Origin of the sequence: Arthrobacter sp. ISL-30, assembly GCF_018613855.1 — a bacterium.
Taxonomy (GTDB): Bacteria; Actinomycetota; Actinomycetes; order Actinomycetales; family Micrococcaceae; genus Arthrobacter.
This window is the reverse complement of sequence record NZ_JAGGPK010000020.1, coordinates 105,075-122,012: the sequence shown is the minus strand read 5'-3', so window position 1 is coordinate 122,012 and position 16,938 is coordinate 105,075. Positions and strand designations below refer to the sequence as shown.

The following is a 16,938-nucleotide window of genomic DNA, read 5'->3' as shown; positions in this document are numbered from 1 at the left end:
GTTTTGCGAGACGCCGGACGGGGCACGCACGGCCCTTCAGTATGTGACTGTTAGCGGAGAATGGCGGTTAAATCGCAGTTGAGGACGGCGGTTTCTTGGTTCCGTTGGCGTCCTACGGACGGTCGAAGTTCCAGTCGTCGGCGTGGCCGGTCAATGAAATCGTTGCTTGGTGTCGACATCAGGTTTTGGTGGCGCATTCGCCGCCGGCCTGGCCCTGTTCATCGCTTCCGATGTTCAGGTAGCGGTATATTGTCGCCCGGCTGAGCCCGACTATCTTGCCGATGTCGGCGGGTTTGATACCTGCTGCTTTGAGTTCGTGGGCGCGTTTCACGGCCGCGCTTTCCGCTGTGATGGAAGGTCGTCCGCCTTTGCGTCCGTGGGCTGCCGCGAAGGCCATGCCTGCCTGTGTTCGCTCGGTTGCCGTGTCACGTTCGAGCCGGGCGAGAGCGGTCAGGATCGTCAGCATCGCCTTGCCGTTTGGGCCGGTGGTGGTAATGCCCTCGGTCACGGACCTGAGTGTCGCGCCTTTCGCGTTCAGCAGTTCGATGAACTGGAGCAGCTTTTTCGTGGAGCGACCCAACCGGTCCAGCTTGCAGATCACCAGCTCGTCCCCGGGGCGAAGGTGGTCAAAGATCTTGTCCAGCTCGGGTCGGCCGGCCCGTGTGCCGTTCACGCCATGATCTGTGAAAATCCAGTCACAGCCGGCTTCCCGCAGTGTAGCCGTTTGAAGCTCTGCAGACTGCTCTGCAGTGCTGATCCTGGCATATCCGATAGTTACCACTTCGCCTCCCTTTGTCTCATCCACCATTGGTGTCTGATGTTTCTGGATTTCGTCTCCGTCGTCGAGGTGGACCGGGCGCCGGCGTTGCGCGTGCCGGTGCGGTTTGGCGGTTAGCTGATGCCGATGACGAGTGTTGAGCGTGCTGCTTCGATGACGTCGTCGGTGATGGTGTTGAGTTCGTTGATTTTCATGACGCGTTCGACCTGGGTGAAGAGCCGGTCGATGAGGCGGAAGTTTCCCCTGGTTATGCGGGCGACGGCGGCAATGGCCTGGGCGTCGGTGAAGTCTTCGGGGTCCAGGGCTTGTCCTAGTTTATGCCAGCGGCGCGCAGGACGAAATGCAGTTCTTCTTGTTCGAGGGGACGGTATTCGTGGGCGAATCCGACCCTGCTGTAGAGCTGGGGGTAGCGGCTGAACCATTTTTCGATGCCGGGCATGCCGATGAGGATCAGGGCTACGTTGTCGCGGTCGTAGCGGTCGCGCAATAGTTCCAGGGCTGTGGCGCTGAGACGTTCTGATTCGTCGATGATGAGCAGTTCGACGTATTTGTTGACGCGGGTGTGGGGTCCCGTTCCCTTGCCCATGTCGGACAGGTGTTGGTCCACGCAGATCGATACGCGTGAGCTGGTGTGCTCGATGTCGCCGTGGATCTGTTTGGGGGTGGTGAGCACTGCGGGGGTGTAGAAGACGGTGCGGGAGCGGGAGAGTGCGGCATAGACCTGATGGTCGGATTCTTCCCGGGGTCCCCACTCCTCCAGGAGCTTCTGCGCCTTGTGCCAGTTGGCCTAGCGTCTGGCGGAGAGGGTCTTTCCTATGCCGGCTTGGCCGTAGCAGATGCCGATGGTGTGCTGGCGGCGCACTGCGTCAGCGAACTCGACGAATCTGCGGTGTTCTTTGGTGGCAATGAAGCCTTGCCCTGTCATCGGTCGTCCTCCAGATAGGTGCGGAGCTTTGGACGCTTCTTTGGCTGGTCCGTCGGCTCGGGGGCCGGAGCCTGTTTGGCTGGTGCCAGGTCAGGCAGGTGCTTGGCTACGACGGCGATCCGCTGGTTGATTTGTCCGTGAAGTTCGCGGCGGCGGGCCGACCGTGCGGCTTGGATGTCCTTGAGGGTGATGGTTGAGGTTTCGTGGTCAGGGTTCACGGCCCGGCAGATGAACTGGTTCTTGTGGAAGACCCGGATTTCGGTGATGTCCCGCGGGTCGTAGCGCACGGTGACGGGTTCGCGGACGTAGGCGGCCAGCAAGGGTGAGACGTATCGGAGGCCTTGGAAGTGCACGCCGTCACGGTGGACGATCCGGGGTTTGGCCACCGTCAGCAACAACAGGTTGAGTTCGTCCATCGATGCCGGCAGCCTGGGCAGCCATCCGTCGCCAGTCCAGGCATTGTGCGGGGTCGCCTTGATTTCCGGGTGCTCGCGCTGGTGGTAATCCGCCATGATGAAGCGGCCAATGGTCTCGTCGAGTTCCTTGAGGGTTATTCCCGGGGCCGGCGGGGTGCCGCGGCTCAGGTGACTGGGAAGTTCGGCCAGCAGCACCGTATTAACGGTGCCGAAAAACCGTTCGATCTTGCCCCGTCCTTGCGGCCGGGCGACCGTGGAGTAGGTGATTTCGAAGTGAAGGTCTTTCGCGGTCTGGGTCAGGTGGTTGCTCGTGAAGTCCGATCCGTGGTCAACGTAGAGGACGTCCGGGATACCGCACATCGGCCAGCCAGTCCCGGCTTTGGGCCAGATGACCTGCCGAAGTGCCAGGGCTGTGTTCGTGGCCGACGGTGCCCCAAGGAAGACTGTGTAGCCGCAGATCGCGCGGGAGTAGTCGTCCAGCATCGTGGTGAGCCAAGGCCGTGCCGGTTTCAGGTTGGCGTCGAGCACGAGGATGTCCAGTTCGGTGTGGTCTGCCTGCCATATCGCGTTCGGCCGCTCGGCGCGGTGTCGCCATGCAAGTTCATAGTTGTCCCGGTATGCAGCCGTTCCCCGCTGGGCGAGCGTTCTCATGCCGGCGTCAAGGCCGGCAGTGATGGACCGGACTGTGCTGTAGGAGAGCGGCGGCCAGCCGTGGCCGGCAGCGACCCGGTTGGCCATGCGGGCGATAAGGGCCACCGGCAGGGCTGGTTTCACCAGGGCTAGCCCCTCATCAGGGCAACCAATTCGGGGTTGGTCTTGCGCTGAGCGGTCCGGCGCTTTGCTGTCGCTAACCCGGAGATGCCGTGACGTTTATGGGCCGCATGCCAGCGCTGAAGCGTTCGAAGTCCTATGCCTTGCTGCGCGGCCAGTGTCGTCAGTGGCACTCCGTCTTCGACACGCCGGCGCAAAATCTGCCAGCGCAAGAACGCCGTGTGTTCAAGCATGGAGGCAGCCTCCCCGTTCAGGGTGCTGCCTCCGCCAGTCACCGGATCGTCTTCTGTCCGGAGCGGCGCCGCACCGCGGCAGGTGACGGCTCCCGCCGGAGGGCCCGGTAAACGGTCAATTCTGAATGGTTGCAGGGCTGCTTGAATCGGCCCCAGTCCACCCATTCTCCTCGAGATTGGTTTAGTCGTTCTCCGCAGGTTGAGTGAGGCGCCGGAAGTCTCGGGATAAGTAGAAGGCGATGGCGGCGGCGTTATCGATGTTTACGGTCACGGCCAGGGTTCTGTGTCCCGCGTCGTGCAGGGCCTGCATGGCGTGCTTGAGGAGTTCTTCGGCGAGGCCCTGCCGGCGGTGATCGGGATGGGTAAAAAGTTCTGCTATGAAAGCGGTTCTGGATCCGCGGTCTCCGAGTGCTCGGTCCGTGGTGATGATGGCGGCGATAATGCGCCCGTCTGCGTCAGCGGTTAATAGGGAAGCTTGGGGAATGGGGGCTCCGTGGGTACCTTCGAAGACGGCGCTGATCCTGTCGGCTGCCTTCTCTGTGTTCGTATGGCTCGTTCCGTCGGCGTAGGCCTGCGAATAAAGAGCTGCAAGTTTCGGGAGGTCCGTGGCCTTAATGCTCTGGGGAGAACGGGCTGCAGGTTTGAGATCCTGCGGTTCAAGAAGCGCTGCCAGTGCGATTAGAGAGACCATGACCTGACTTCCGCCCGATATTGAAACGAAACCCTACCCGAAGTGTGGGGCGAATCTGTGCGTGGGCTTGAGCAAAAAGCTCATTCCGTTTAATCCCCGCGCGTCCAACGTTCTCTCCTTGGCAGGGTGGGCCCGGTCGTGTGAATCAGGCCGCGGGCGTGGCACTTGGCGGTTGCTCTGCTGCAAGGGGTGGGCCGGGGAGTGGGATGACTTCCAATGCTTCGACGTCTAGGAGTTTGCGTGTCCCGTTTCTTGCGTCGATGATCCAGAACATGCCCATGGATGGAATGGTTGCGCTGACCCATCCGTGGTGTATGAGCCGTCCATGGTGCCAAGCTTCAATCTGGGTACCTGGTGAAAGTTCCGCGCATGACCGGATGATCCGGTCCCTGTCTGCCGTCATGATCAGGTCCTCCTGCTCTCGTTCCCCGCTTCGAGCCTAGGCGCGAGAGGTTGCGGTGGCGTTTCGGTGCAGTGATGCTTCGGTTTAATGCCGGTGTTTTAGCATTGATGCTGGGAATTACGGGTCATCATTCTCCCAGGGTGCGCTTAGTGATGCTGCAGGTTGAGTGTGGTCGTTACCTGGGGCCAGGTTGGCAAGTCGGCCGTGATAGCGGGGCACAGTCACCTCTCTGTTACCAGGTATGAGAAGACAAAAGAAAGCCCAGGCAGAGCCGATATCCGCTCATCAACCAAGCGATGCACGGCAGACGAAGCATCAAAGAGACTTTGCGCGTTGTAACAAAACCTCTCAGCGCCAAGAACGAGGATGAAAGTACTCCACGCGCTTAGCCCGAGGCATCGAAAGGACGACGACGGTTGCGGGCCGCCGTCGTCGTTTTCGCGCCGCGGACTTAACACCGCGGCAATCATCGGGACATTCAGGGGAAACTGCCCGGGCGGACCATGAGGAGTGCCCCTCCGGAGTCCTCATGCCGGAATATCGGTGAGGGGCATCGCCCGGTCGTCGCCGGCAATCCTGCGGCTGCCTTTCCTGCCTTAAGGGGTGCACGAATGCCAACGCCGTTGAACCAAAGCGTGGCGGATTCCACGCTGCTCACCCGGTCCCTTCCACTGGGGCTGCTCCGCTCCTTCGTCCAGTCGGAGGCGGCCGGCGACCGCTGACGCCCTCCCTGCTGGCCGAACTCAAAGTCCTCGCAAGGGTTCCGGGGCTGCTGGTGGCCTGCAATTACGGCGGAACGCTGTGCGACGCGGAGGGCATCTCCACCGAGACCCTGCCGCTGGGCAGCGCGGCGATTGCCCTGCGCGCCCCGGCCGCGCTGCCCAACACCCACGCCGCCGTCATATCCGGGCGCTCCCTCCGTGACCTCGCCGCCGTGTCCCGCCTGCCGGCGGAAGTGCACCTGATTGGCTCGCACGGTGCCGAGTCGGACATGGGGTTCGCACACGTACAGCCACTGGCCACGGAAACTGTCCTGCAGAAGGTCAGCGCAGCGCTCAACGAAGCGGTGGGGTTTCAGAAGGGCATCTGGATCGAGCGGAAACCCGTAGCCGTGTCCATCCACACCCGGCCCGCGACGGCAGACGTGGTGGCGGCAGTAACCGCCACCGCCCGGACATCGCACGTCACCACGGGCTGTTCTTCATCGTGGACGGGTCTGTCCTGGACCTGTCCGTAGTGGAACCGTGCAAAGCTGACGCCCTGGAAAACCTCCGGTCCAGGCTAGGCGCCAGCGCCGCCATGTATGCCGGCGACGCGTACAGCGACGAACTCGCGATCGCCACCTTGCGGGGCCCGGACATGGGCCTGCACGTCGGCCCCGGGGAGACACGTGCAGGCCCACCGGCTGCGCGATCCGGAATCCTTCGCCAGGATCCTTGCCATCCTGTTTGAACTGCGGCGGGCATGGCTCTTCGGCAAGGACGCCGTAGGGCTGGAGCGGCACTCGATGATCGGCAACGGCTCCTCAACGGCCCTGGTTACGCCGGACGCCAGGATCTGCTGGATGAGCCAACCCCTGCCGGACTCCGGCTCCCTGTTTGCCCACATTCTGGGCGGCGAGGCGGCGGGCCACTTTTCGGTGGGGCCCGTCAAGGCCTCCCAGGTGCTCGGCCAGCGCTACGTGGACAGTACGATGATCGTAGAGACGCGATGGACGGACGTCACTGTCACGGATTACCTTGAACCAGCTCCGGATGGGATCACGAGCCTTGTCCGGGTGCTGTCCGGAAGCGGCGCGGCGAGGATCGTGTTCGCGCCCCGCCCGGACTATGCCAACGCGCCATTCAGCATGGAGGTCCGAGGCGACGAGCTGCATGTGGTAGGAACGTCCGATCCCATCACCCTTTTCGCGCCGGGCGTGCGCTTTGCCGTCGCCTCGGATGGCCGGCATGCCAGCGCCACGGCCGCAGTCAACCTGCAGGACGGTCCGGTGGTGCTCAACCTCCGCTGCGGCGACACTGGGCCGCAACCAGCGGACCCCGGCGGCGAAACGGAGCGGCGGGCCGGCGTCGCACTCTCCTCACGCAACTGGGTTCAGACCCTGGAACTGCCCACCGTCAAACCCTCCCTTGTCCGCCGGTCCGCACTCGTGCTCCGCGCCCTGGTCCACGAACCCACCCGCGCAGTGCTGGCCGCCCCCACCACCTCGTTGCCCGAAGGCATCGGCGGCACCCGCAACTGGGACTACCGCTACTGCTGGCTGCGTGACGGCTCCATGACCGTCAATGCCCTGGTGGACCTGGGCTCCACGCAGGAAGCGGCGGGATTCCTGGGCTGGCTGGGACGGATCCTCGAGCACGCCCCGGGCCCGGAGTGGCTGCATCCGCTCTACTCCGTCACGGGGGCGCCGCTCTCCACGGAGTCCGTGATCGACTGCCTCCCCGGCTACGCCGGCTCCCGGCCCGTCCGGATCGGAAACGCGGCGGACCACCAGGTCCAGCTGGACGTCTCCGGTCCCATCGCGGAACTCATCCACGCCCTCAGCGCCAGGGAAGAAGCGCTCGACGACGACCATTGGGAGCTGGTCCAGATGGCCTCGGCGGTGCTGGCCCGCTGGCAGGAACCGGACACGGCATCTGGGAGGCCCGGCGTGCACCCCGTCACCATGTCTACACCAAGGTGATGTGCTGGGTGACCCTTGACCGGGCGCTGCGGGCTGCTGCCCGGCCACGGACGCGCCCCTGGACCCACCTGGGAACCCACGGCCACCGCCATCCGGGACGAAGTGCTGCGGGAAGGCTGGGATGACTCGGCCTCCTCGTACACCGTGGCCTACGACAGCCCGGACCTGGACGCCGCGGTGCTGCACATCGGGCTGTCCGGCCTATTGGACGTCACGGACCAGCGCTTCCTGGATACCGTGCGGGCGGTGGAGCGGGAACTTCGGGTGGGGCCCACCGTTTTCCGGTACAAGTACGACGACGGCCTGCCGGCCTGGAGGGCGGCTTCCACATCTGCACCACCTGGCTGATCGAGGCGTACGTCGCGGTCGGCAGGATCGAGGAGGCCTGGGACCTTTTCGACCAGTTGGTGAACCTCTTTGGACCAACCGGACTTTTGCCCGAAGAGTACGATCCGGGCACCGAAACCCACCTGGGGAACCATCCGCAGGCCTACTCACACCTCGGTTGCATCCGTTGCCGCCGGCTGCTTGCCGCCCACCAGGACGGCCTGGAAACCCGAAAGCACTAAGGAGTGTCGCTAAAGCAGGCCTTTAGCCAGACGAGCGATGCAGCGAGCTGAACGGCAGCCAGATAGTTGCGACGGGGAGCGTCCAACCGCGTGGTCAGGCGGTTCAAGGCGAAGTTTCATGTAATCGGAGCCGGTATGGCCACTGGTGGTGACCTCCCTGTAAAAGTGGGGAAATATCGTCCGGTTAGCGTTGGAATTGATGAATCCGTGCGGGGGAGGGAACTGCTGATGCGTGTAGGACTTATTCGGGTGTTGACGACGTCGGACCGGCGTCTGCTCCATGCCCATGGGAAGCTGCTGCAGGAGACGTTCGGTTTCACTGTCACCTCCCGCTGCATTCCGGGCCAGCCTTCCGGGGTGTACGACGAAGCGTCACTCATGGCCGCCGCACCGAAGGTCGTCGAGCTGGCACGGGAAATGGCCGAAGAGGCCGATGCGCTGATCATCAGCTGCGCCTCGGAGCCCGGCCTGGCGGAAACCCGTGCCCTGGTGGGCGTCCCCGTAATTGGTGCAGGGTCCGCGGCTGCGGCCGCCGCCCTGACCTTCGGCGGCAGGGTCGGCGTGCTGGGGCTCAGGCACCGGGTGCCGGGACCGGTTTCTGAATACCTGGGCGAACGGATGGTCCTCATTGACGGTCCCGAAAGTGTCGAGACGCCTGACGCGTTTCTGATGCCCACGGGCATCTTCGACGCCCTCGCCGCAGCCCAGATGCTCGTCGATGCCGGGGCTGATGTCATCGTTCAGGCGAGTACCGGGCTGAGCAGCATCGGCATGGCCGAGGTTCTCCGCCGCAGACTCAGGGTCCCCGTCATTGACGCCGTCACCGCCGCCGGATCCATGCTCGTCTCGGCCCTCGCAGCCCCGGAGCTGCAGAAGATTTGAACCCCGGCAAGCGTCAGCGGCCGGTTGAATGCCGGCCTCGCCTGCGTAAGCTGCTCCGGTGACAGTACTTCGCCGTTCAAGCCATTACCCACCACTCAGGACCACGTCGACAAACAACTGCACGGCCCCCCAGTTCGCCCCGATCGCCGCTGATCTGCGCCAGGTACGGGAAGACCACTGTGGAGCCAGCAGAGGTGGAAAGGGGAAACCGGCGAGTTCCGGCCCGGTGGAGGCCCAAGGAGACAATTGACGGACGGACCCGTGCCACGTCCTGACCAAGCCCGCTACCGGGACGCGGCGGCAGGGATTAGAAGGCGCCCGACCTGTACGGCAGCGCAGGTCACCGGTCACCCCGGCGGTTCCTCGAACGGGACCTCAGAACGGCCATTTCGAGGTGCCATTTAACCGCCATTCCTAACGACAGTCACAGGGAGTGTTCACGCCGAATGCTTCCGGCAAGAGGCTGGTCCATAGGCGTCGGGTTGGGGGACCGTCATACGCGACGTTTTAGCACGTCACGTAAACCCGCTTACAGTGTGTATTGATTGCGGATATGAGCACCAGTTCTCCACACTCGTTAGTGATCGGGGTTGGCATAGATTCGACTTCAGGAAGCAGTCACTGCGTTAGCCTCAGCGGAATTTCCCGCTGCAGCCTTTCGATCATCCGGCGCAAGCTATCCCTCACTTGGCTGATGACGGCTTTGGTCCCCTGGGAGGCTGCTCTGTCGGGGGCGAGCGGTTGTTTTGCGCTTAACCAGGTGCGGTGTTCTGATGACGTGGGCTGGTGGTTGGTTGCCCTCGATCCGGTCCACTGCGCGGTCAACAGCAGCAGCGGCGAGGAGTGGCGCGTCTTGGCTGATGGACGATAGCTGCACGTAGCTGAGCCGGGCGAACTGGCTGTCGTCGTATCCGAGGACGGACACGTCGTTGGGCACATGAAGCCCATTGGCGCGAAGGCTTTCCATGAGGCCGAGGGCACATCTGTCGTTGAAAGCGATGGCAGCGGATGGCATGTCGAGTTGGAGGAGTTGGCCTGCCCTGAGGCCGTCTTCTTCACTTGGCCCCCCGGGAACCGTTACGGGTTTCAGGCCGTGGCGGAGCATTTCAGTATGGAATGCGGCCCGGCGCTGCGCCGCTGATATGGCTGTTCCGCCGTCCACGTGGACGATCTGGCGATGGCCCAGCGCAGCGAGGTACCCCACAGCCATTCGGATTCCTGCGTTGTCGTCGCTGCTTACCGAGTCGACGAGGTCTCCAACGTTTTCGCGCAGGAGACTTACCACGGGAACGTGACTGGCGTAACGTGTCAGGCTTTGGTTGCTGAGGGTGGGGGAGATCAGGATGAGTGCTTCGGAGCCGAAATCGAGCAACGCCTCGATGGCACGCGTCTCGGGTCGGCCGTTCGCCACGGCGCTGAGGGCGACTTCGTACCCCTTGGCGGCGGCCTCGGCGTAGGCTGCATCGACTATTTCCGCGTGAAAGGGTTGGGAGCTGGAAAAGCTGAGGCCAAGGAGTTTGGTGCGGCTGCTGCGGAGCAACCTTGCGCGCGTGTCGGGCCGATAGCCAAGCTCCCGGGCCGCCTCCAGTACCTTGTCCCTGGTGGCTTCGGAAGCGCCCGGCGCGTCGCGCATCACGATGGAAACAAGGGCGCGCGAGACTCCGGCCGCTTTGGCCACGTCAATCAGGGTGGGGCGACGTTGTTGTTCCGTCATATCTCCTCCTAGCTGCCGCTAGTTTATAGAACGATCTAGACGTGATGACAGTCACATGCAATCATATTTCTCACTAGAACGATCTAAACCACTTCCTCAGGAGGTCTTATGAGTTACTTTCAGCATCAGGTCGCTGAAGCCCGGCCGGTCCGTATTGGCCTGATCGGAGCGGGCTGGATAGGAAAATTCCACGCCGAGTCCGTCGCGCTGCGGATCCCGAACGCCCGGCTTGAAGCAATCGCTGATCCAGCGCTTCCTGCGGTGGAGTCCCTGGCTGAGCGTCTGAGCGTTGCCAAGATCAGCACTGATCCGGCAGATGTGCTTGCTGACCCGGACGTCGATGCCGTGCTGATCGCGGCGCCGGTACGGTTCCATTCCGGCTTGATCGCTGCCGCGGCGCGCGCAGGGAAGCACGTCTTCTGTGAGAAGCCCGGTGGCCGCACCGTGGAGGAGCTTGATGAAGCACTCAACGCAGCCGATGCTGCAGGGGTGTTGGTCCAGTTCGGCTTTAATCGGCGTTACGCGCCTGATTTCGCTGCCGCACGCAGGCTCATCGACGAAGGCGTGGTAGGAACCCCGCAACTGCTGCGGTCGCTCACCCGGGACCCAGGCAGCGATGCCGGCATCGCGAATCCTGAGCGGATTCCACCGGGCACGATCTTCCTCGAGACCCTCATTCATGATTTCGACACTTTGAATTGGCTGAACCCGGGTGCTGTTCCCGTACGTGTTCATGCAGTAGCGGACGCGCTGGTCGCCCCGGAAGCTAAGCCGGGCGGGCTCCTTGATACAGCCGTTGTAACCGTCACCTACAGCAACGGGGCCATTGCGGTCGCCGAGGCGAACTTCAATGCCCTGTATGGCTACGACGTTCGCGGTGAGGTGTTCGGTTCCGCGGGCATGGTTGCCGCGGGAGGCCCTCAGGCGTCCAGCGCCACAAGCTACACCGCCGCGGGCATCCGTTCAGCCACCGTCCGGCTGAACGTCGATCTCTTCCACGCCGCTTACACAGCCGAAGTCGCGCACTTCGTCGACACCATTAAAGCGGGCCGTGACGGCCTGCAGGCTCCAGGCTCCCGCGGCCCCGGGGGAACCGATGCCCGCAACGCCCTCGCGGTGGCCCTGGCGGCCGTGCGCTCGGCGGAATCCGGCATGTCAGTCGAGATCGCATCGATCGCCGAGCTGCGCGCGGCAGAGCCTGAGTTTCACCTGGCAGGCGGGAAGGCATGAGCTTCCGCCTGGCCGTCTGCGCCGAAATGGTTTACGGCGATCTTCCCTTGATCGAACGGGTGAACAGGATTCACCAGCAGGGCTTCGAGATCGAGCTGTGGGACACCCGCGGACGGGACATCGCCGCCTTGGCCGCAACCGGGGCGCGGTTCTCCTCGATGAGCGGATACTTCGGCGGCAGCCTGATCGATTCCGACAACGCCGACGAGGTCCTGTCCTCCGCGGAGAAGCTGATCCCTGTGGCACTCGAACTCGGCGTCGAGCGGATGGTCGTCCACCCTGCTGAGCTTGGCGAGGGCGGACGCGCTGTCCGGCCCGTCCACCGGTCCAGCGGCCAGATGTGGCTGACCGGGCTACGCACCCTCGAACGCCTCGCCCTTCTGGGGGAGAAACACGGGGTGACTTTCGCCCTTGAGAACCTGAACACCATCCTTGACCATCCGGGAATCCCACTGGCCAGGGCCAAAGACACCCTGGCACTCGTCGCCGCGGTTGACCACCCCAACGTCAGGATGATGCTTGATCTTTACCACGCCCAGATCGGAGAAGGGAACCTGATCGAACTCGTCAGAACCGCCCGGCCATGGATCGGGGAGATCCAGGTCGCCGACGTCCCGGGACGGTTCGAGCCAGGCACAGGGGAAATCAACTACAGCGCGGTCGCCACAGCCTTGAAGGAAGCCGCCTACACCGGCGTCATCGGCCTGGAGGCGGGAGCTTCCCGCGGTGACACCGTGGAAGCCGGGGATGCTGCCCTGACCGCATTCCGTGCAGCCTTTAACAGCTGATCACACACCAGCCAGTTTCATCCCACCCTGCCGGGCCCCTCGGGTGCAGAGGAAACCCGCACCACTGGAATCAAAGGAGATCCACCCGTGAAGACATCGACCATACGAAAAATGGCAGTGGCGGCCGCCGTCATCCCGCTGATCGCGCTGAGCGCATGCTCAAGCCAAGGAGGAAGACCGGCCGAAGCCGGAGCTGGCGGGGCAGGCGGCCAGGTCGCCTCGACTCCCCGCATGAAGGTTGCGCTTATCACTCACGCTGCTCCAGGTGACACGTTCTGGGACATCGTCCGCAAGGGGGCCGAGGAGGCCGCCGCGAAGGATAATGTCGAACTGCTCTACACTTCCGACTCCGAAGGCGGACGCCAGGCACAGCTTATCCAGCAGGCGATTGACCAAAAGGTCGATGGCATTGCCGTGACCCTTGCCAAGCCGGATGCGTTGAAGGACTCCCTCAAGAAGGCTACTGACGCCGGGATTCCTGTGGTTAGCCTCAATGCCGGCGAATCGATCTCTGCGCAGTTGGGCGCTTTCACTCACTTCGGATCCAACGAAAAGCTCGCTGGCGCGGCCGTCGGAACGAAGCTCAGCGAACTGGGCCTCAAACACCCCATCTGTGTTATCCAAGAGCAGGGGCACGTGGGTCTGGAAGCCCGCTGCGCAGGGGTCAAGGAAAAGGTGGCCGGAACGGAGATCCTGTACGTTCCCGGTACCGACATGGCCCAGGTTTCCTCTACGGTTACCGCCAAACTGCAGGCTACTGCTGATGCCGATGCAATCGTTGGCTTGGGTGCGCCCTACACATTGACCATCTTGAAGGCCGTGACCGGCGCCGGCAGCGAGGCCAAGGTGGCCTCCTTCGACATGAACCCGGAGCTTGCCCAGAAGATTGCTGACGGGGATGTGATTTTTACAGTTGACCAGCAGCCGTGGCTGCAGGGCTATGGCGCAATTGATTCTCTGTGGCAGGCCAAGCGCGGCGGCTTCAAGATCGGCGGCGGGCAGCCTGTGCTGACCGGTCCGTCCGTCGTAGACAAGGCTGCAGCCACCGACGTCCTCAAGTTCGCCAAGGACGGCATCCGCTAACAGCCCGCTAGCCGGGCCCGCCAATGTCGGGCCCGGAAGCAAGGAGAATCATCATGACCATGACCTCAACACTGACAAAACCAGCTGTGGCAGATGAGCGCGTTGCAAAACGCAACCCTCTGCAGAAGCTACTCGGCCGGCCGGAAGTCGGCGCCCTCGTGGGCGCGATCGTCCTTTTCGTCTTCTTCGCCTCTGTCTCCCAGACGTTCATCCAGCCGAACGCCTTCGCCACCGTTCTTTACGGCAGTTCCACCATCGGCATCATGGCGGTGGGAGTGTCGCTGCTGATGATCGGCGGGGAGTTCGACCTTTCCACCGGTGTTGCCGTGATCAGTTCGGCCCTGACCGCGTCCATGTTCAGCTGGTACTTCAGCATGAACGTGTGGGTCGGCGTGGTCCTGGCGCTCGTGGTGTCCCTAGGCATCGGCTTCATCAACGGCTGGATCCTGATGAAGACCAAGCTGCCAAGCTTCATCGTCACCCTCGCAACGTTCCTGATGCTGACCGGCCTGAACCTGGGCCTGACCCGGCTGATCGGCGGCGGCGTGTCGTCCCCGTCGATTTCCAGCATGGACGGCTATCAGGCGGCCCGCGCTATCTTCGCCTCCTCAGTCAACATCGCCGGTGTGGATGTCAACAACACCGTCTTCATCTGGATCGCACTGGTTGCCGTGGCGTCCTGGGTGCTGCTGCGCACCAAGGTGGGCAACTGGATCTTCGCCGTCGGCGGCGACGCGAACGCCGCCCGCGCAGTGGGTGTTCCCGTCAAAGCCACCAAGATCGGCCTGTTCATGGCCGTCGGTTTCTGCGGCTGGATCCTGGGCATGCACAACCTGTTCGCCTTCGACGCCGTGCAGTCAGGCGAAGGCGTGGGCAACGAATTCCTCTACATCATCGCAGCGGTCATCGGTGGCTGCCTCCTCACCGGCGGCTACGGCTCCGCCGTGGGCGGGGCCATCGGGGCCTTCATCTTTGGCATGGCCAACAAGGGCATCGTGTACGCCCAGTGGAACCCGGACTGGTTCAAGTTCTTCCTTGGCCTGATGCTGCTCCTGGCCACCATCGTGAACCTGATCGTCAAACGCCGCGCAGAGCTCAAGTAAAGGGGCAACAAAATCATGAACGCCAAGCAGATCGACCAGCAGCAGCTGCTCAAGGATGAAAAGGACCCGCTGACCCACACCCCCGTGCACCTGCTCTCCCTGGAGAGCGTGGGCAAGCACTACGGCAACATCGTCGCCCTCACTGACGTCACGATGGCCGTGGACAACGGCCGCGTCACCTGCGTGCTCGGTGACAACGGCGCCGGAAAGTCCACACTAATCAAGATCATCGCCGGACTCCACCAGCACGACGAGGGCACACTGAAAATCATGGGGGAGGAGCGGAAGCTCTCCAGCCCCCGCGAAGCCCTGGACGCCGGCATCGCCACCGTCTACCAGGACCTTGCCGTGGTGCCGCTGATGCCCATCTGGCGCAACTTCTTCCTCGGCTCCGAGCTGACCACCGGCGTCGGCCCGTTCAAGAAGCTGGACGTGCAGAAGATGAAGGACATCACGAAGAAAGAGCTCGCTGACATGGGCATCGACCTGCGCGATGTCGAGCAGCCCATCGGCCAGCTCTCCGGCGGTGAGCGCCAGTGTGTCGCGATCGCCCGCGCCGTGTACTTCGGCGCCAAGGTCCTGATCCTGGACGAACCCACCGCTGCCCTGGGCGTCAAGCAGTCCGGGGTGGTGTTGCGCTACATCCTGCAGGCGCGCGATCGGGGACTGGGCGTCATCTTCATCACCCACAACCCCCACCACGCCTTCCCCGTGGGAGACCGGTTCCTGCTGCTCAAGCGCGGCCGCTCCATCGGCTACTACGACAAGAAGGACATCACCCTCGACGAGCTGACCGCCCAGATGGCCGGCGGTGCAGAACTCGCAGAACTCGCCCACGAACTCGAACAGCTCGGCGGGCACGGCGACATCGTCAAGGAAGTCCACGGCGAGATGGCCGACGTCGCTCCGGCTGGCGGCAGAGCCGGCTGACCGGCAAGAGCAGTCGCCGCCGGTCGGCCCCGCTGGGGGGTACCCGTTTGACCACGCATCAACTCATGAGCAGCAGGAAAGGCTTCCCATCCTGCTGCTCCCACAAAGCCCGACCATCGCCCTGCCTTCAGAACCACGGAGGCAGGGCAGCGTAACCTCCAAACCTAGAGGCGAGTTCATCAGTGCCTTCCAAGAAAGCTTGGCGTCAACTGACAGCGGAAGAAACGCAGCGCCCGCGCAGCAATAGCCAATCGCCTGCCCCGACCCAACCACGAAATATCAGAAAGATCTCGCTGTTATGAAATCTGGTTATCGGCACGGCACCGGACTCTTGTGGCGTGTGTTCGCGGATGACCCGAAGCAGACACCGCCACCATCGGACCGGCGATGGCGGGCATCCCCTTTTTTAAGGGTGATTCCGGCATTTTCGGGACTATCTCTTTAACGGTGTATCCGGCGGTTTGTTTTAGAAGTTTTCAGTTGCCGGGAATCGGTCGCTGAAAGTGATGGCGAAGGCGTTCAAAGCGGGCTTCCAGCGCATTGTCCATCGGGTCCTGCCGGCACCGGTCGGATCGAGGGATCGGGTGACCAGATACAGGCACTTTAGCTCCCCGCCAGGCTCACCGCCCGGCGTGTCGATCCAGATACACCTTTATTTCCACAGTCCCGCATTTTCCCGGCCTACGTCGTCGGGGTTTCGCGGATAGGTGTGGACGCTGTACACACCTTGTCCGTGGTGTCGTTTTACGGCGTGTGCGCCGTGCCCGTGTTCAGTTGTGGCTGACCGTTTCTGTGGCCGGTGCTTCCTTACTCTTGGGTTGGGCGATGGTTTCGCTTCTCACTGGTTCATGGTTCTGGGCGGCCGGGGCGACATGACCAGGTTCGGCGAGGAGGACCGGTGCCATACGCTGCTCGTTGTGAGTTCTTGTACTTATGCATGTTCATGGTCGCTTTCATGGGCTACTGCATGACCGGGACAAAGTTTTTTGAAGTTTAGGCCTGTTCCCTAGCCGGGATTCCTGATTCCTCGGTCATACCTTCATGCTGTGGCCCGGTGGGAGCTACATGACTGGCGCTGCTTGTGGGCAATTTGAGCGCATGGGAACACAGGATCATTCGAGATGCTGGAGCGCGCAGTGGTGGGGGAGCGGCTTGTGCGCCCAGCCCATCGCATTACGGTCGGTGTCTGGGGGCACGCGGCGGCGCGCGAGTTGGGCCCGGGGTGAAGTGCGCCTTCGATCTAGATCGCTGTCAGCAGCGTAAAGACGTAGGCCTGTAGGACCATGAGCAGGGCGTCAAGCAAGTACATGGCGATGCTCCGGGCAGCGAGGACCAAGACAGAGGTTCCCTTGAACAGGATCTCCTACGTAATGAGGAACTCGATGCCGGAGCCGGCGATCATTACGATGAGGTGTCCGGCGAGTATGGTTGCGAACAGACGGGAGGCTGTGCGTGACGGGTCGGACCACGAAGGTGGAGATGATCTCGATCGGGATAACGATCGGAGGATACCAGGGAATACCGGACGAGGGTCGGCGGAACTGCGTGCGCCCCGTGAGTGCTGTTGAACCCCGTGCCCCTCAATTTCCGGCTGGCGCTACCTTCGCATCTCGGCAGGCCGGGACATGGTCGCCCCCGATCGATGGCGGAGGCGACTATGACGCACACGGATGTCCTGCTTGAGAGCCTGCGCTGGGTCTCAACTCTCCCCGTTAGACCCGCCGGGAAAAGGTAACGGG

The 16,938-nt window shown here is 63.0% G+C and carries 11 protein-coding genes and 4 pseudogenes; 7 read left to right on the top strand and 8 right to left on the bottom strand.

Going from position 1 to position 16,938, the window contains the following annotated elements; translation table 11 throughout:
- Positions 1 to 178: 178 nt before the first annotated feature.
- The 5 genes and pseudogenes from J7E82_RS08860 to J7E82_RS08845 form a co-directional block, all read right to left on the bottom strand.
- Positions 179 to 781, bottom strand: coding sequence for a recombinase family protein (locus J7E82_RS08860; RefSeq protein WP_214862237.1), 603 nt, complete (start codon positions 779 to 781; stop codon positions 179 to 181).
- Between the two features lie 110 nt (positions 782 to 891).
- A pseudogene (locus J7E82_RS08855) lies at positions 892 to 1,703 on the bottom strand (AAA family ATPase).
- Positions 1,700 to 2,893, bottom strand: coding sequence for a Mu transposase C-terminal domain-containing protein (locus J7E82_RS08850; RefSeq protein WP_308113719.1), 1,194 nt, complete (start codon positions 2,891 to 2,893; stop codon positions 1,700 to 1,702). The pseudogene J7E82_RS08855 and the gene J7E82_RS08850 overlap by 4 nt, the downstream one beginning before the upstream one ends.
- 5 nt (positions 2,894 to 2,898) lie before the next feature.
- Positions 2,899 to 3,123: a helix-turn-helix domain-containing protein gene (locus J7E82_RS20645; RefSeq protein ID WP_251041632.1), complete on the bottom strand. Its 225-nt coding sequence runs from the start codon at positions 3,121 to 3,123 to the stop codon at positions 2,899 to 2,901.
- Positions 3,124 to 3,304: 181 nt separating this feature from the next.
- Positions 3,305 to 3,814 (bottom strand): GNAT family N-acetyltransferase, encoded by a 510-nt coding sequence (locus J7E82_RS08845; protein WP_214862236.1) that lies wholly within the window; start codon positions 3,812 to 3,814, stop codon positions 3,305 to 3,307.
- Between the two features lie 1,014 nt (positions 3,815 to 4,828).
- Here J7E82_RS08845 and J7E82_RS21195 point away from each other — a divergent pair.
- Positions 4,829 to 7,469, top strand: a pseudogene (locus J7E82_RS21195) (trehalase-like domain-containing protein).
- Between the two features lie 228 nt (positions 7,470 to 7,697).
- Positions 7,698 to 8,351 carry an aspartate/glutamate racemase family protein gene (locus tag J7E82_RS08835; protein WP_214862235.1) on the top strand — a complete coding sequence of 218 codons (654 nt, stop codon included), beginning with the start codon at positions 7,698 to 7,700 and terminating at the stop codon, positions 8,349 to 8,351.
- A gap of 676 nt (positions 8,352 to 9,027) precedes the next feature.
- On the opposite strand, the gene J7E82_RS08830 is transcribed toward J7E82_RS08835, so the two are convergent.
- Positions 9,028 to 10,065, bottom strand: a complete 1,038-nt coding sequence (locus tag J7E82_RS08830) for a LacI family DNA-binding transcriptional regulator (RefSeq protein WP_214862234.1) — start codon at positions 10,063 to 10,065, stop codon at positions 9,028 to 9,030.
- A gap of 108 nt (positions 10,066 to 10,173) precedes the next feature.
- On the opposite strand from J7E82_RS08830, the gene J7E82_RS08825 reads away from it, so the two are divergent.
- The 5 genes from J7E82_RS08825 (at position 10,174) to J7E82_RS08805 (ending at position 15,199) form a co-directional block, all read left to right on the top strand.
- Positions 10,174 to 11,295, top strand: coding sequence for a Gfo/Idh/MocA family oxidoreductase (locus tag J7E82_RS08825; protein ID WP_214862233.1), 1,122 nt, complete (start codon positions 10,174 to 10,176; stop codon positions 11,293 to 11,295).
- Positions 11,292 to 12,083: a TIM barrel protein gene (locus J7E82_RS08820; protein WP_214862232.1), complete on the top strand. Its 792-nt coding sequence runs from the start codon at positions 11,292 to 11,294 to the stop codon at positions 12,081 to 12,083. Before J7E82_RS08825 ends, J7E82_RS08820 begins: the two co-directional genes overlap by 4 nt.
- A 111-nt stretch (positions 12,084 to 12,194) precedes the next feature.
- The gene (locus J7E82_RS08815) at positions 12,195 to 13,166 is read left to right on the top strand and encodes a substrate-binding domain-containing protein (protein ID WP_214862273.1); all 972 of its coding nucleotides are present in this window, start codon (positions 12,195 to 12,197) and stop codon (positions 13,164 to 13,166) included.
- Positions 13,167 to 13,219: 53 nt separating this feature from the next.
- The gene (locus J7E82_RS08810; RefSeq protein WP_214862231.1) at positions 13,220 to 14,269 is read left to right on the top strand and encodes an ABC transporter permease; all 1,050 of its coding nucleotides are present in this window, start codon (positions 13,220 to 13,222) and stop codon (positions 14,267 to 14,269) included.
- A 15-nt stretch (positions 14,270 to 14,284) separates the two neighbouring features.
- Positions 14,285 to 15,199 carry an ATP-binding cassette domain-containing protein gene (locus J7E82_RS08805; RefSeq protein WP_214862230.1) on the top strand — a complete coding sequence of 305 codons (915 nt, stop codon included), beginning with the start codon at positions 14,285 to 14,287 and terminating at the stop codon, positions 15,197 to 15,199.
- Between the two features lie 466 nt (positions 15,200 to 15,665).
- Here the strand turns inward: J7E82_RS08805 and J7E82_RS08800 are convergent.
- Together J7E82_RS08800 and J7E82_RS08795 are read right to left on the bottom strand one after the other, a co-directional pair.
- A pseudogene (locus tag J7E82_RS08800) lies at positions 15,666 to 15,806 on the bottom strand (IS256 family transposase); the annotation flags it as partial.
- Positions 15,807 to 16,439: 633 nt separating this feature from the next.
- Positions 16,440 to 16,725, bottom strand: a pseudogene (locus J7E82_RS08795) (F0F1 ATP synthase subunit A); the annotation flags it as partial.
- Positions 16,726 to 16,938 lie beyond the last annotated feature (213 nt).

Coding starts and splice junctions, on each gene's coding strand:
- J7E82_RS20645 (WP_251041632.1), bottom strand. CDS start 3,123: ATGCTTGAACACACGGCGTTCTTGCGCTGGCAGATTTTGCGCCGGCGT.
- J7E82_RS08845 (WP_214862236.1), bottom strand. CDS start 3,814: ATGGTCTCTCTAATCGCACTGGCAGCGCTTCTTGAACCGCAGGATCTC.
- J7E82_RS08835 (WP_214862235.1), top strand. CDS start 7,698: ATGCGTGTAGGACTTATTCGGGTGTTGACGACGTCGGACCGGCGTCTG.
- J7E82_RS08830 (WP_214862234.1), bottom strand. CDS start 10,065: ATGACGGAACAACAACGTCGCCCCACCCTGATTGACGTGGCCAAAGCG.
- J7E82_RS08825 (WP_214862233.1), top strand. CDS start 10,174: ATGAGTTACTTTCAGCATCAGGTCGCTGAAGCCCGGCCGGTCCGTATT.
- J7E82_RS08820 (WP_214862232.1), top strand. CDS start 11,292: ATGAGCTTCCGCCTGGCCGTCTGCGCCGAAATGGTTTACGGCGATCTT.
- J7E82_RS08815 (WP_214862273.1), top strand. CDS start 12,195: ATGGCAGTGGCGGCCGCCGTCATCCCGCTGATCGCGCTGAGCGCATGC.
- J7E82_RS08810 (WP_214862231.1), top strand. CDS start 13,220: ATGACCATGACCTCAACACTGACAAAACCAGCTGTGGCAGATGAGCGC.
- J7E82_RS08805 (WP_214862230.1), top strand. CDS start 14,285: ATGAACGCCAAGCAGATCGACCAGCAGCAGCTGCTCAAGGATGAAAAG.